16 protein-coding genes and 1 tRNA gene are annotated in these 14,639 nt (G+C 59.0%); 14 read left to right on the top strand and 3 right to left on the bottom strand.

Translation table 11 applies throughout. The features are described from left to right. Positions 1-20 precede the first annotated feature (20 nt). A complete protein-coding gene (locus tag KRR23_RS02150; RefSeq protein ID WP_216741138.1) occupies positions 21-350 on the bottom strand; it encodes a hypothetical protein in 330 nt (109 codons plus the stop codon). A gap of 207 nt (positions 351-557) precedes the next feature. Next, positions 558-642 (bottom strand) — tRNA-Leu (locus KRR23_RS02145). Between the two features lie 107 nt (positions 643-749). Here KRR23_RS02145 and queA point away from each other — a divergent pair. From queA to KRR23_RS02115, 6 genes are all read left to right on the top strand, one after another. After that, complete coding sequence (gene queA, locus KRR23_RS02140) at positions 750-1,799, top strand: tRNA preQ1(34) S-adenosylmethionine ribosyltransferase-isomerase QueA (RefSeq protein WP_216741137.1); 1,050 nt, start codon at positions 750-752, stop codon at positions 1,797-1,799. Between the two features lie 14 nt (positions 1,800-1,813). Next, positions 1,814-2,929 carry a tRNA guanosine(34) transglycosylase Tgt gene (tgt, locus tag KRR23_RS02135; RefSeq protein WP_162130405.1) on the top strand — a complete coding sequence of 372 codons (1,116 nt, stop codon included), beginning with the start codon at positions 1,814-1,816 and terminating at the stop codon, positions 2,927-2,929. Between the two features lie 43 nt (positions 2,930-2,972). After that, positions 2,973-3,308, top strand: a complete 336-nt coding sequence (gene yajC / locus KRR23_RS02130; protein WP_019693477.1) for a preprotein translocase subunit YajC — start codon at positions 2,973-2,975, stop codon at positions 3,306-3,308. A 63-nt stretch (positions 3,309-3,371) separates the two neighbouring features. Continuing rightward, on the top strand, positions 3,372-5,240 hold the full coding sequence (gene secD, locus KRR23_RS02125) for a protein translocase subunit SecD (protein ID WP_216741136.1): 1,869 nt from the start codon (positions 3,372-3,374) through the stop codon (positions 5,238-5,240). Between the two features lie 9 nt (positions 5,241-5,249). Continuing rightward, positions 5,250-6,164 (top strand): protein translocase subunit SecF, encoded by a 915-nt coding sequence (gene secF, locus KRR23_RS02120; protein WP_216741135.1) that lies wholly within the window; start codon positions 5,250-5,252, stop codon positions 6,162-6,164. 118 nt (positions 6,165-6,282) lie between these two features. After that, complete coding sequence (locus tag KRR23_RS02115) at positions 6,283-6,837, top strand: glycine zipper 2TM domain-containing protein (protein ID WP_145015124.1); 555 nt, start codon at positions 6,283-6,285, stop codon at positions 6,835-6,837. A 56-nt stretch (positions 6,838-6,893) separates the two neighbouring features. Here KRR23_RS02115 and suhB read toward each other — a convergent pair whose 3' ends face one another. Continuing rightward, positions 6,894-7,712 (bottom strand): inositol-phosphate phosphatase, encoded by an 819-nt coding sequence (gene suhB, locus KRR23_RS02110; RefSeq protein ID WP_038981724.1) that lies wholly within the window; start codon positions 7,710-7,712, stop codon positions 6,894-6,896. 146 nt (positions 7,713-7,858) lie between these two features. Here suhB and trmJ point away from each other — a divergent pair, with 146 nt between their 5' ends. The 8 genes from trmJ (at position 7,859) to hscA (ending at position 14,637) form a co-directional block, all read left to right on the top strand. Then, positions 7,859-8,629, top strand: coding sequence for a tRNA (cytosine(32)/uridine(32)-2'-O)-methyltransferase TrmJ (gene trmJ / locus KRR23_RS02105; RefSeq protein ID WP_054595795.1), 771 nt, complete (start codon positions 7,859-7,861; stop codon positions 8,627-8,629). Positions 8,630-8,631: 2 nt separating this feature from the next. After that, positions 8,632-9,408 (top strand): serine O-acetyltransferase, encoded by a 777-nt coding sequence (cysE, locus tag KRR23_RS02100; RefSeq protein ID WP_216741134.1) that lies wholly within the window; start codon positions 8,632-8,634, stop codon positions 9,406-9,408. 189 nt (positions 9,409-9,597) lie between these two features. Beyond that, positions 9,598-10,089 (top strand): Fe-S cluster assembly transcriptional regulator IscR, encoded by a 492-nt coding sequence (gene iscR, locus KRR23_RS02095; RefSeq protein ID WP_054595797.1) that lies wholly within the window; start codon positions 9,598-9,600, stop codon positions 10,087-10,089. 50 nt (positions 10,090-10,139) lie between these two features. Further along, positions 10,140-11,354: an IscS subfamily cysteine desulfurase gene (locus KRR23_RS02090; RefSeq protein WP_103319241.1), complete on the top strand. Its 1,215-nt coding sequence runs from the start codon at positions 10,140-10,142 to the stop codon at positions 11,352-11,354. A gap of 94 nt (positions 11,355-11,448) precedes the next feature. Next, positions 11,449-11,835, top strand: coding sequence for a Fe-S cluster assembly scaffold IscU (iscU, locus tag KRR23_RS02085; RefSeq protein ID WP_003443374.1), 387 nt, complete (start codon positions 11,449-11,451; stop codon positions 11,833-11,835). A 34-nt stretch (positions 11,836-11,869) separates the two neighbouring features. After that, on the top strand, positions 11,870-12,193 hold the full coding sequence (iscA, locus tag KRR23_RS02080; RefSeq protein WP_123425091.1) for an iron-sulfur cluster assembly protein IscA: 324 nt from the start codon (positions 11,870-11,872) through the stop codon (positions 12,191-12,193). 8 nt (positions 12,194-12,201) lie between these two features. Then, positions 12,202-12,723: a co-chaperone HscB gene (hscB, locus tag KRR23_RS02075; protein WP_123425092.1), complete on the top strand. Its 522-nt coding sequence runs from the start codon at positions 12,202-12,204 to the stop codon at positions 12,721-12,723. Positions 12,724-12,774: 51 nt separating this feature from the next. Further along, positions 12,775-14,637, top strand: coding sequence for a Fe-S protein assembly chaperone HscA (hscA, locus tag KRR23_RS02070; RefSeq protein ID WP_216741133.1), 1,863 nt, complete (start codon positions 12,775-12,777; stop codon positions 14,635-14,637). The last annotated feature ends 2 nt before the right edge of the window (positions 14,638-14,639 follow it).

The raw sequence follows: 14,639 nt of genomic DNA, 5'->3' as shown, positions 1-14,639 counted from the left end.
AGGGCACCAAACCTGATCACTCACTGAATGTCTTTCAAGTAATCCTTAAGCGCAATGAGCGGACTATCAAGCTGCTCCAGCGTCTGCGCCGCGCTGAAATCTCCCGACAATCTATCCAGCTCTCGCCCCAGCGGCGTACCCGCTCCGCCTATCGCCTCAAGCGCCAGCCCCACGCATTCGGCCACTTTGACCTTGATGGTCGCGACATCACCTCTGCGTACCAGCAAGCCGAATACGTCCCGCTGGTAGTCGCCCATCATCAGGTCGTCGCGCAGGATCGGGCTTTGGCCTTCCGACTCGTAGGCGAGTTTGAGGGAGAAGAGGGCGACGGTTTCCAGTGGCAATTCCATGGGGGAATCCTTGAGGGAAAAAATGGGGGCAGAATCATTTTTTCGCAGGTTTTTTGGGTGGAAGAAAGAGCGGGGTGGTGCCGCTAGTTGTGACGCGGAGCGTCACGGGATGCGTTACCACGCAGAGCGTGGGAACGATCAGTGGGGTGGCACCACTTTTCTACAGGCGAAAAAAAAGGCCTTGCTAAGCAAGACCTTTCTTAATTTTGGTGCCCCGAGGGAGACTCGAACTCCCACTCCTTTCGAAAACGGATTTTGAATCCGCCGCGTCTACCAATTCCGCCATCAGGGCTCAATGGCGGCGAAGTATAGAGATGAGATAACCGTCGGTCAATCAGGTACATGGAGAATTTTCACTATTTCCGCTAGACTTCCCGGCCCTGCTAGACGAACCCCATCATGCGCGTTGCTGACTTTACTTTCGAACTCCCTGATTCGCTGATCGCTCGCCACCCTTTGGCTGAGCGGCGCGGCAGTCGCCTGTTGACCCTGGATGGGCTCAGCGGCGCTCTGGCGCACCGTCAATTCACTGATTTGCTTGAGCATTTGCGCCCGGGCGATTTGATGGTGTTCAACAATACCCGGGTGATTCCGGCGCGGCTGTTTGGCCAGAAAGCTTCCGGCGGCAAGCTGGAAATTCTGGTCGAGCGGGTGCTCGACAGTCATCGCGTGCTGGCCCATGTGCGTTCCAGCAAGTCGCCGAAGCCGGGTTCGAAGATTCTCATCGACGGTGGTGGTGAAGCCGAAATGCTCGCGCGTCATGATGCGTTGTTCGAACTGGGGTTCGCCGAAGAAGTGCTGCCGCTGCTCGACCGCGTCGGGCACATGCCGTTGCCTCCTTATATAGACCGCCCGGACGAAGGCTCGGACCGCGAGCGTTATCAGACGGTCTACGCCGAGCGTTTGGGCGCGGTGGCGGCACCGACGGCGGGGCTGCATTTCGATCAGCCGTTGCTCGAGGCGATTGCCGCCAAGGGTATCGAGACGGCGTTCGTGACCTTGCACGTTGGCGCGGGCACCTTTCAGCCAGTGCGTGTCGAAAAGCTCGAAGATCACCACATGCACAGTGAATGGCTGGAAGTCGGCCAGGACGTGGTGGATGCGGTCGCTGCGTGCCGTGCGCGGGGCGGGCGCGTGGTGGCGGTGGGGACCACCAGCGTGCGTTCGCTGGAAAGCGCGGCCCGCGATGGCGTGCTCAAGCCGTTCAGCGGCGACACCGATATCTTTATCTACCCAGGCCGGCCGTTCCATGTGGTCGATGCCCTGGTGACCAACTTTCATTTGCCCGAATCCACGCTGTTGATGCTGGTTTCGGCGTTCGCCGGTTATCCCGAGACCATGGCCGCCTACAAGGCCGCCGTCGAGCATGGATACCGCTTTTTCAGCTACGGTGATGCGATGTTCATCACCCGTAATCCCGCGCCACGCGGCCCTGAGGAAACAGCATGAGTCGCACCAGTCGTATGTCTTTCGAATTGCTGGCCACTGACGGCAAGGCTCGTCGTGGTCGCCTGACCTTTCCGCGTGGCACTGTCGAAACCCCAGCCTTTATGCCAGTCGGCACGTACGGCACGGTCAAGGGCATGTTGCCGCGGGATATCGAGGCGACAGGCGCCGAGATCATTCTGGGCAACACCTTTCACCTGTGGCTGCGTCCTGGCACTGAAGTGATCAAGAAGCACGGCGACCTGCACGATTTCATGCAGTGGAAAGGCCCGATTCTGACCGACTCCGGCGGTTTCCAGGTGTTCAGCCTGGGCGCCATGCGCAAGATCAAGGAGGAGGGCGTGACCTTCGCTTCGCCGGTTGATGGCGCGAAAGTGTTCATGGGCCCGGAAGAGTCGATGCAGGTTCAGCGCGACCTGGGCTCCGACATCGTGATGATTTTTGACGAATGCACGCCGTACCCGGCCGACGAAGATGTGGCGCGGGTGTCCATGGAGCTGTCGTTGCGCTGGGCCCAGCGTTCGAAAAACGCTCATGGCGACAACACCGCGGCGCTGTTCGGCATCGTTCAGGGCGGCATGCACCAGGACCTGCGCATGCGCTCCCTGGAAGGCCTCGACAAGATCGGTTTTGATGGCCTGGCGATCGGCGGTCTGTCGGTGGGCGAGCCCAAGCACGAGATGATCAAGGTGCTGGATTATTTGCCAGGCCAGATGCCGGCTGACAAACCTCGTTACCTTATGGGCGTTGGCAAACCGGAAGACTTGGTTGAGGGTGTGCGCCGCGGTGTGGACATGTTCGATTGCGTGATGCCAACCCGTAATGCCCGCAATGGGCACTTGTTCATTGATACTGGCGTGCTGAAGATTCGTAACGCGTTTCATCGCCATGATGATTCGCCGCTCGATCCGACCTGCGATTGCTATACCTGCCAGAACTTCTCCCGTGCTTATCTGCACCATCTGGACAAGTGTGGAGAAATGCTGGGTAGCATGTTGAATACAATCCACAATTTGCGCCATTACCAGGTACTTATGGCTGGTTTGCGCGAGGCTATTCAACAGGGTACATTGGCCGCCTTTGTCGATGCCTTCTACGCCAAACGCGGGTTACCCGTACCGCCTTTGGACTGAGTTTTCTGACCCCAAGATTCAACATTTGCAACTGGAGTGCTAAATGAGCTTTTTTATCTCTAATGCCATGGCTGATGCTGGTGCCCCTGCGGCAGGCCCAATGGGCGGCGGCTTTGAGTGGATTTTCCTGGTCGGCTTCCTGGTCATCTTCTACCTGATGATCTGGCGTCCACAGGCCAAGCGCGCCAAAGAGCAGAAGAACCTGCTGAGCAGCCTGCAGAAAGGCGACGAAGTTGTGACCACCGGTGGTATCGCCGGCAAGATCACTAAAGTGGCAGATGATTTCGTTGTTCTGGAAGTTTCCGACACTGTCGAAATGAAATTCCAAAAAGGCGCCATTGCCGCCACGCTGCCAAAAGGCACGCTAAAAGCGATCTAAGTTCCAACTTCTACTCAATCGACGGGGCGCGCAAGGCGCCCCGCGTCATAAGCGGGCGGCGTGATGCTGAACAAATACCCTCTGTGGAAATACATTCTGATCCTGGCGGTGCTGGCGGTCGGTCTGATTTATTCCGCTCCCAATCTTTATCCTGACGATCCGGCCATTCAGGTCAGCGGTGCAAGCACTGCGCTGCAGGTCAATCAGGCTGATCTGGATCGTGTAAGCAAAGCGCTCAACGATGCCGGGATCAACGTCAAGGCGGCCACTCTTTCGGCCAATGGCAAGGGCGGTTTGTTGCGCCTGACCAAGGCGGAAGACCAACTGCCAGCCAAAGACGTCGTGCGCAAGGCGCTGGGTGATGACTACGTCGTCGCACTGAACCTGGCACAAACGACTCCGCAATGGCTGCGCACTGTCGGCGCGCATCCGATGAAGCTGGGTCTGGACTTGTCCGGTGGTGTGCACTTCCTGCTCGAAGTGGACATGGAAAAAGCCCTCGACGCCCGCCTGAAAGTCTACGAAGGCGACGTCAAGAGCCTGCTGCGTAAAGAGAAACTGCGCTATCGCAGCCTGCCGCAGATCAATGGCGCCATTCAGCTGGGTTTCAGTGATGAGGCTTCCCGCGAAGATGCTCGTGCGCTGATCCGCAAGAACTTCAACGATTTCGACATTGTTCCGGCCGACCTCAATGGTCAGGCGGTACTGCGTCTGGCGATGACCCCAGCCAAGCTGGCGGAAATCCGCGAATACTCCATCAAGCAGAACTTGACCACGGTCCGTAACCGCGTCAACGAGCTGGGTGTTGCCGAACCTATCGTTCAGCGTCAGGGTGCCAACCGCATCGTGGTTGAGCTGCCAGGCGTGCAAGACACTGCCGAAGCCAAGCGTATCCTCGGCAAGACGGCCAACCTCGAGTTCCGTCTGGCGGCTGATCCGGGTGCTTCGAAAGCCACTTCCGAGACCTTCGAGTTCCGTGAGGGCAAGCGTCCTCCTGCGCAAATCGAGCGTGGCCTGATCATCACTGGCGACCAGGTGACTGACGCCAAGGCTGGTTTCGGTGAGCACGGCACGCCGGAAGTGAACATTCGTCTGGACGGTCACGGCGGTGAGCTGATGAACCGCGCGACGCGTTCCAACGTCGGTCGCAGCATGGCGGTGATCTTCATCGAGCAACGCCCGGTGACGACTTACGTCAAGCAGATGGTCAACGGCGTCGAGAAAGACGTGCCGGTCCAGACCTTCAAGGAAGAGAAAAAGATCATCAGCCTGGCGACCATTCAGTCGCCGCTGGGTGCTCAGTTCCGCATCACTGGCCTGAACGGTCAGGGCGAATCCTCGGAGCTGGCCTTGCTGCTGCGCGCCGGTGGTCTCGCGGCGCCGATGTACTTTGCTGAAGAACGCACCATTGGTCCAAGCCTGGGTGCTGACAACATCACCAAGGGTATCGATGCGTCGCTGTGGGGCATGCTGTTCGTTTCGCTGTTCATCATGGCTATCTACCGTTTCTTCGGTCTGATCGCCACGGTTGCACTGGCGGTGAACATGGTACTGCTGCTGGCCTTGATGTCTTTGCTGGGGGCAACGCTGACCCTGCCAGGTATCGCCGGTATCGTATTGACCATGGGTATGGCGGTCGACGCCAACGTACTGATCTTCTCGCGGATACGTGAAGAGATCGCGGCCGGCATGACCGTGCAGCGGGCAATCAACGAAGGCTTCGGCCGGGCATTCACCGCGATTCTCGACGCCAACCTGACCACCCTGTTGGTCGGCGGCATCCTCTTTGCGATGGGCACCGGCCCGGTCAAGGGTTTCGCAGTGACCATGTCCCTCGGGATCTTTACCTCGATGTTCACGGCCATCATGGTGACCCGCGCGATGGTCAACCTGATCTTCGGCGGTCGTGACTTCAAGAAGTTGTGGATTTAAGGGGCTGCCATGTTACGTACTATCAACTTCATGGGCGTTCGCAACGTTGCGTTCGGCGTCACATTGTTCCTTACCGCTCTGGCGTTGTTCAGCTGCTTCCACAAGGGCATGAACTACGGTCTGGACTTCACCGGCGGTACGCTCATCGAGCTGACCTACGAGCGTCCGGCCGACGTCATGAAAGTTCGTTCCCAGCTGACTGAGGCGGGTTATCACGAAGCGATCGTTCAGAGCTTCGGCGCGACCACCGATTTGCTGGTGCGCATGCCTGGCGAAGACCCGCAATTGGGTCACCAGGTCGCTGAAGCGCTGCAGAAAGTCGGCGGCGACAATCCGGCTGTGGTCAAGCGCGTCGAGTTCGTCGGCCCGCAGGTTGGTGAAGAGCTGCGCGACCAGGGCGGCCTCGGCATGCTGATGGCGCTGGGCGGCATTCTGATCTACCTGGCGTTCCGCTTTCAGTGGAAGTTCGCGGTCGGTGCGATTGTCTCGCTGATCCACGACGTGATCGTGACCATCGGTATCCTGTCGTTCTTCCAGATCACGTTCGACCTGACGGTGCTGGCGGCGGTACTGGCGATCATCGGTTACTCGCTCAACGACACCATCGTGGTATTCGACCGGGTTCGTGAGAACTTCCGGGTGCTGCGCAAGGCCAGCCTGATCGAGAACATCAACATCTCGACCACCCAAACCCTGCTGCGGACCATGGCGACGTCGATCTCCACCTTGCTGGCGATCTCTGCGCTGCTGTTCTTCGGTGGTGACAACCTGTTCGGCTTCTCCATTGCGCTGTTTATCGGTGTTCTGGCGGGTACTTACTCGTCGATCTACATCGCCAACGTGGTGCTGATCTGGCTGAACCTGAGCAGCGAGGACCTGATTCCTCCTGCCAATACCGAGAAGGAAGTGGACGACCGTCCTTGAGGCGTTATTTCCTCTCGTTATAACCAGAAGGCGCGAGCATTGAACTCGCGCCTTTTTTTATGCTCCAAGGTTGGGAGAAGCGCGGGCACGTCCCGCATGTGATGGTCAGGAGGTTCAAGTGAACAAGTCGTTACTGGTTGGTGCGGTATTGGGTGCTGTCGGTGTGACTGCCGGAGGCGCTGTTGCCACCTACAGCCTGGTAAAAAGCGGCGGACCTGAGTATGCGCAGGTACTGGCAGTCGAGCCGGTCAAAACACAAATCAAGACGCCACGTGAAGTGTGCAGGGATGTACCTGTTACCCGGCAGGCGCCGGTGAAAGATCAGCATCAGATCCTCGGTACGGTGATCGGTGCGGTCGGCGGTGGTTTGTTGGGCAACATGGTCGGTGGCGGTAATGGCAAGAAGCTCGCCACGGTCGCCGGTGCAGTTGGCGGCGGTTACGCGGGTAACAGGGTGCAGGAAGGCATGCAGGAGCGTGATACCTCTACCACGATGCAAAGACGTTGCGAGACGGTCAATGACGTCAGCGACAAACTCGTAGGCTATGACGTTCGGTATTCGCTGGGCGGCAAGGAAGGTAAAGTGCGGATGGATCGTGATCCGGGTAACCAGATTCCGGTCGACAAGGATGGCCATCTGATCCTGGGACAGAACCAGCCCGCTCAGAAGTAAGCTGAATTTCAGGTATAAAAAAAGCACCCCGAAGGGTGCTTTTTTGTGCCTGGCGTTTAGCGTTTCAGCGAGGCTGGCAGGTGCGGCTGGATGGCCGTAAGGACTGCTTTGAAGCATTTGGTGTTACCGGCAACGATGTGGCCTTTTTCAAGGAAATCGTGACCGCCGGTGAAGTCGCTCACCAGGCCGCCAGCTTCCTGGATCAGCAGGGCGCCTGCCGCCATGTCCCACTCGGACAGGCCCGACTCCCAGAAGGCGTCGAAACGGCCGGCAGCTACGTAAGCCAGGTCCAGGCTCGCTGCGCCAGCGCGGCGGATGCCGGCGGTCTGGCCAACCAGGGCGCGGAACATGCCCAGGTAGTTGTCGAGGTTGTCCATCTGGTCGTCACGGAACGGGAAACCGGTACCCAGCAGGGCGCCGTCCAGGCTGGTGCGACCGCTGACGCGCAGACGACGACCGTTCAGTTGAGCGCCGCGACCACGGCTGGCGGTGAATTCTTCCTGGCGAACCGGGTCCAGAACCACTGCGTGTTCCAGGCGACCACGGTATTTGCAGGCGATGCTGACAGCGAAGTGAGGAATGCCGCGCAGGAAGTTGGTGGTGCCGTCCAGTGGGTCGATGATCCACAGGTATTCTTCGCCTTCGATCCCGGAGCCGGCGTGCATGCCGGTCTCTTCACCCATGATCGAATGATTCGGGTAAGCCTTGCGCAGTGCGTCGATGATTTTCTGTTCGGCAGCGCGATCCACTTCGGACACGTAGTCCTTGGCGTCTTTTTCGTCGACCTTGATGGTATCCAGGCGCTCGATGGAGCGGAAAATCAATTCACTGGCGCTGCGGGCGGCGCGCAGCGCGATATTCAGCATGGGCTGCATGGATGTGTCACCTAAGGTTGTTAAAGAAAGCCGAGCATTCTATCAGAAGTTTTCTACAGGTGAAGGTCGACGTTCGCTTTCATAGCTTAACGGTGGGATGAACTGTAAGATTTGCTCCCTAATTTCCCTGTCAGAGAGCACCTCCCTTGCTGCAGAACATTCGTGTCGTCCTGGTCAATACCAGCCATCCGGGGAATATCGGCGGGGCTGCGCGTGCCATGAAGAACATGGGCCTGTCGCGACTGGTGCTGGTCGAGCCGCGGTTGTTCCCGCACCACGAAGCCGATGCGCGAGCTTCCGGTGCCGGTGACATCCTGGAAAACGCCCAAGTCGTCGCCACGCTGGAAGATGCGCTGGTCGGCTGCAACCTGGTGCTGGGCACCAGTGCGCGTGATCGTCGCATCCCCTGGCCGCTGCTCGATCCCCGTGAGTGCGGGACGAAGGTGGTTGAGGAGGCAGCGCAAGGTGCCGAGATTGCTTTGGTCTTTGGCCGTGAAGATTCCGGCCTGACCAATGAAGAGCTGCAGCGATGTCATTATCACGTGCACATCCCATCAGACCCTGAGTTCAGTTCGCTGAACCTTGGGGCGGCGGTGCAGGTGTTGAGCTATGAAGTGCGCATGTCCTGGCTGGCGGCCCAAGGTCAGCCAAGCAAGATCGAGAAGGAAGAAGTGGCGTCGACCAAGAGTGGCGAGCTGGCGACCATGGATGAGCTTGAGCGATTCTATGAGCACCTGGAGCAGACGCTGGTGGCCATCGAGTTTCTCGATCCGGAAAAACCGCGGCACTTGATGGCGCGCCTGCGTCGGTTGTACGGACGAAGCTCGGTCAGCCGGGCGGAAATGAATATTTTGCGTGGCATCCTCACGGAAACCCAAAAAGCGGCCCGTGGTGAGCTTCTTAAACGGAAGGATTAATGATGTTCGAGCGTTTGCGTGAAGATATCCAGAGCGTTTTCCACCGTGACCCGGCGGCCCGTAATGCGTTTGAGGTGTTGACCTGCTACCCGGGCATGCACGCCATCTGGATTCATCGACTGTCTGCTGCTCTGTGGGGCATGGGCTGGAAATGGCTGGCGCGGTTGGTATCGAACTTCGGCCGCTGGTTGACCGGGATCGAGATTCATCCGGGCGCCAAGGTCGGTCGTCGCTTCTTTATTGATCATGGCATGGGCATTGTCATCGGTGAAACCGCCGAGATCGGCAATGACGTGACGCTGTATCAGGGCGTGACCCTCGGCGGCACCAGCTGGAACAAAGGCAAGCGCCACCCGACGCTGGAAGATGGCGTAGTGGTAGGGGCGGGCGCCAAGGTGCTGGGGCCGTTCACCGTGGGGGCGGGTGCCAAGGTGGGCTCCAATGCGGTGGTGACCAAGGCTGTGCCGGCAGGGGCGACGGTGGTCGGGATTCCGGGGCGGATTATCGTCAAGTCCGATGATGAACTGGAAGCCAGGCGCAAGGCCATGGCCGAGAAGATCGGCTTTGATGCCTACGGCGTCAGTGAAGACATGCCGGACCCGGTGGCGCGCGCCATCGGTCAGTTGCTGGATCACTTGCAGGCAGTTGATGGTCGACTGGAGGGCATGTGCGGCGCACTCAAGGATCTGGGCAGCCCTTACTGTGCCAAAGACTTGCCCGAGCTGCGCGAAGAAGACTTCGCCTGCGTAAAAGACAAGGATGAAAGCCAGGCCAGCTAACGACTCCGCATTGGGGCGCAATCAGGCAATGGCGCGGCGTTGAGCGGTGTGCCATTAGGTGGCAGATCCTGCTATAGTGCGCGCGCTCTTTTGCGGGTAAACCTGACTAAAGTACTAGGTCTTAAAGTTGACTTAAATACTCGGGAATTGCATACTCGCCCCCATCCCGTAACTCCGTGGTAATTGTCCATGCGACTGACTACAAAAGGCCGATACGCTGTCACCGCCATGCTTGACCTGGCGTTGCACGCGCAACATGGCCCGGTGTCCCTGGCCGATATCTCTGAGCGCCAAGGCATTTCCCTGTCCTACCTCGAACAGCTCTTCGCCAAATTGCGCCGCAGCAATCTGGTTTCCAGTGTCCGTGGACCAGGCGGTGGCTACCAGCTATCGCGTGACATGCAGGGCATCCAGGTCGCTCAGGTGATCGATGCGGTAAACGAATCGGTCGATGCAACCAAATGCCAGGGGCTGGGTGATTGCCATGGCGGCGACACCTGCCTGACCCACCATTTGTGGTGTGATCTGAGCCTGCAAATCCACGAATTTCTGAGCGGTATCAGCTTGGCTGACCTTGTCACTCGCCGTGAAGTGCAAGAAGTAGCCCAGCGTCAGGACCAGCGTCGTTGCAACAGCAAGGCGTCGCGTCTGGACAAGATTGAAGCGTCCGCCGTCGAATGACAGCCAAAGAGCTAGCGGCACGCCAGCCAGCCTGATTTAGGAGAGAGTCCATGAAATTGCCGATTTACCTTGATTACTCTGCGACCACCCCGGTTGATCCGCGTGTCGCGCAAAAGATGAGTGAATGCCTGCTGGTCGACGGAAACTTCGGTAACCCGGCGTCCCGCTCCCACGTGTTCGGCTGGAAAGCCGAAGAATCGGTCGAAAACGCTCGCCGCCAGGTCGCCGACCTGGTCAACGCCGACCCGCGTGAAATCGTCTGGACCTCCGGTGCCACCGAGTCCGACAACCTGGCAATCAAGGGTGTCGCGCATTTCTATGGCACCAAAGGCAAGCACCTGATCACCACCAAGATCGAACACAAGGCGGTCCTCGACACCATGCGCCAACTGGAGCGCGAAGGTTTCGAAGTCACCTACCTCGATCCTCGTGAAGACGGTCTGGTAACGCCTGAGATGATCGAAGCCGCGCTGCGCGATGACACCATCCTGGTGTCGGTCATGCACGTGAACAACGAAATCGGCACCATCAACGACATCGCAGCCATCGGCGAACTGACCCGTTCCAAGGGCATCCTGTTCCACGTCGACGCTGCGCAGTCCACCGGCAAAGTCGAGATCGACCTGCAAAAGCTGAAAGTCGACCTGATGTCCTTCTCGGCTCACAAAACCTACGGCCCTAAAGGCATTGGCGCGCTGTACGTCAGCCGCAAGCCGCGTGTTCGCCTTGAAGCGACCATGCACGGCGGCGGTCACGAGCGCGGCATGCGTTCCGGCACCCTGGCCACTCACCAGATCGTTGGCATGGGCGAAGCGTTCCGTGTGGCCAAGGAAGACATGGCTACCGAAAACGTTCGGATCAAAGCCCTGAGCGACCGTTTCTTCAAGCAGGTCGAAGGCCTCGAAGAGCTGTACGTCAACGGCAGCCTGACTGCCCGCGTTCCGCACAACCTGAACCTGAGCTTCAACTACGTTGAAGGCGAGTCGCTGATCATGGCGCTCAAGGATCTGGCGGTATCGTCCGGTTCGGCCTGCACCTCGGCGTCGCTTGAGCCTTCGTACGTACTGCGCGCCCTGGGCCGCAACGACGAACTGGCACACAGCTCGATTCGCTTCACCTTCGGCCGTTTCACCACCGAAGAAGAAATCGATTATGCCGCGCAGAAAGTCTGCGAGGCCGTCACCAAGCTGCGCGCTCTGTCGCCGCTGTGGGACATGTACAAAGACGGCGTCGACATTTCGAAGATCGAGTGGGCGGCACACTAACGAATTAAGTCGCCGCATACGGGCTCTGTAAACCTGTTGAAAAGTTGGCTTGCAGGGCCCCAAGAGCGACTATCTGATGAGTGAGGATTGAATCATGGCTTACAGCGAAAAGGTCATCGACCACTACGAGAACCCGCGCAACGTCGGCAAGATGGACGCGGAAGATCCTGATGTCGGCACCGGCATGGTCGGCGCTCCGGCGTGCGGCGACGTTATGCGCCTGCAAATCAAGGTCAACGAGCAAGGCATCATCGAAGACGCCAAGTTCAAGACCTATGGCTGCGGCTCTGCCATTGCTTCCAGCTCCCTCGCTACCGAGTGGATGAAGGGCAAGACTCTGGATGAAGCAGAAACCATCAAGAACACCCAGCTGGCTGAAGAACTGGCCTTGCCGCCAGTGAAAATCCACTGCTCGGTACTCGCTGAAGATGCCATCAAGGCTGCCGTTCGCGATTACAAGCAGAAGAAAGGCTTGATCTGACTTTCAAGATTTGGCGACGAGTAAGGAGTCACCGATGGCTATCAGCATGACAGAAGCGGCTGCTCAACACGTGCGACGCTCCCTCGACGGGCGCGGCAAGGGTGATGGGATTCGTCTGGGTGTTCGCACCACGGGCTGTTCCGGCCTTGCCTACGTGCTGGAGTTTGTCGATGAGGTAGGGGCAGACGATCAGGTATTCGAAAGTCACGGCGAGAAAGTGATCATCGATCCGAAAAGCCTGGCGTACCTGGACGGCACCGAGCTCGATTTCGTCAAGGAAGGGTTGAACGAAGGCTTCAAGTTCAACAACCCCAACGTGCGCGGTGAATGTGGCTGCGGCGAAAGCTTCAACATCTGAGGCTGCTCGTGGGAACTCCTTGTCATTTCGCTTTATTTGAGCTGCAACCGAGCTTCACTCTGGATCTCGACCAGCTGGCTACGCGCTACCGTGAGTTAGCGCGCGGCGTTCATCCAGACCGCTTTGCTGACGCTTCCGAGCGCGAGCAACGGCTGGCGCTAGAGCAATCCGCGAGCCTCAACGAGGCCTACCAGACGCTCAAAAGTCCCCCCAAGCGCGCGCGTTACCTGCTCGCCATGGGTGGTCGCGAGCTGCCGCTGGAGGTCACGGTGCATGATCCGGAATTTCTTCTGCAGCAGATGCATTGGCGTGAAGAGCTCGAAGACCTGCAAGACAGTGCCGATCTGGCCGGTATTGCAGTGTTCAAGCGTCGCCTGAAGGTCGCTCAGGATGAACTGAACGAAAGCTTCGCAGCTTGCTGGAATGATGCAGCGCAACGTGAACAGGCCGAACGCCTGATGCGGCGCATGCAGTTCCTCGACAAGCTCACCTACGAAGTGCGCCAGTTAGAAGAGCGCCTCGACGATTAACCCAGTGCCGCCTCGGTCGCACGCCTGATATACAGATAAGTCCTGATAACGATGGCCCTACTGCAGATCGCCGAACCCGGCCAAAGTCCTCAACCGCACCAGCGTCGTCTGGCTGTGGGGATCGACTTGGGCACTACCAATTCGCTGGTCGCTGCGTTGCGCAGTGGTCTTTCCGAACCACTGGCCGACGCTGACGGGCAGGTCATCCTGCCGTCTGCGGTGCGCTATCACGCTGACCGTGTCGAGGTCGGCGAGTCCGCCAAGCTGGCAGCCGCTACCGATCCGCTGAACACGGTGTTGTCGGTCAAGCGCTTGATGGGTCGTGGTCTGTCCGACGTCAAGCAGCTTGGTGAACAATTGCCGTACCGCTTTGTCGATGGCGAGTCGCACATGCCGTTCATCGACACCGTGCAAGGGCCGAAAAGCCCGGTCGAAGTTTCCGCCGATATCCTCAAGGTGCTGCGTCAGCGCGCCGAGTTGACGCTGGGCGGCGAACTGGTTGGCGCGGTGATCACCGTTCCGGCGTATTTCGATGACGCACAGCGCCAGGCAACCAAGGATGCGGCCAAACTGGCCGGTCTGAACGTGCTGCGTTTGCTCAACGAGCCGACTGCGGCGGCGGTGGCTTATGGCCTGGATCAACACGCCGAAGGGCTGGTTGCCATTTACGACCTGGGCGGCGGCACCTTCGATATTTCGATTCTGCGTCTGACTGGCGGTGTGTTTGAAGTGTTGGCGACCGGTGGCGACAGCGCCCTGGGCGGCGATGACTTCGATCACGCGATCGCTGGCTGGATCATCGAGAGCGCGGGCCTGTCCGCTGATCTCGATCCAGGTGCGCAACGTCATCTGCTGCAAACCGCTTGCGCGGCCAAGGAAGCCCTGACGAATGCGGCGACGGTTGAAGTCGTTTATGACGGCTGGAAAGCCGAGCTGACCCGCGAAGCCTTTGATGCGCTGATCGAGCCGATGGTTGCTCGCAGCCTGAAAGCCTGCCGTCGCGCCGTGCGTGATTCCGGTGTCGAGCTGGAAGACGTGAAGGCGGTGGTGATGGTCGGCGGTTCGACCCGCGTGCCGCGTGTTCGCGATGCCGTGGCTGAAGCCTTTGGTCGTCAGCCGCTGACCGAGATCGATCCGGATCAAGTAGTGGCCATTGGTGCTGCGATCCAGGCCGATACCTTGGCGGGCAACAAGCGTGATGGCGGCGAACTGCTGCTGCTCGACGTGATCCCGTTGTCCCTGGGGCTCGAAACCATGGGCGGTCTGATGGAGAAGGTGATTCCGCGTAACACCACCATCCCTGTCGCCCGCGCTCAAGATTTCACGACCTACAAAGATGGCCAGTCGGCCATGATGATTCATGTGTTGCAGGGCGAGCGCGAGCTGATCAGTGATTGCCGTTCCCTGGCGCGCTTCGAATTGCGCGGCATTCCAGCCATGGTGGCGGGTGCGGCGAAGATTCGCGTGACCTTCCAGGTCGATGCCGATGGCTTGCTCAGCGTGGCCGCCCGCGAATTGGGTTCGGGCGTCGAGGCGAGCATTCAGGTCAAGCCGTCCTACGGCCTGACCGACGGCGAAATCGCCCGCATGCTCAAGGAATCGTTCCAGCACGCCAACGACGACAAGGTCGCCCGCGTACTGCGTGAGCAGCAAGTCGATGCCCAGCGTTTGATCGAAGCGGTGCAAGGCGCCCTTGATGTCGACGGCGAGCGCCTGCTCGACGCCGAAGAACGCATGGTCATCGAATTGCAGATGCAGGAACTGACCGAATTGATGAAAGGTACCGATGGTTACGCCATCGAGCAGCAGACCAAGCGTCTGTCGCAAGTGACCGATGCCTTTGCTGCCCGCCGCCTGGACTCGACGGTGAAAGCCGCTCTGGCGGGGCGCAACCTGAATGAAATCGAGGAATAACT

This window comes from Pseudomonas sp. CVAP#3 (genome assembly GCF_018986375.1).
GTDB lineage: Bacteria > Pseudomonadota > Gammaproteobacteria > Pseudomonadales > Pseudomonadaceae > Aquipseudomonas > Aquipseudomonas helvetica.
The sequence above is the reverse complement of the archived record's forward strand: the minus strand, read 5'-3'. Positions and strand labels throughout refer to the sequence as shown.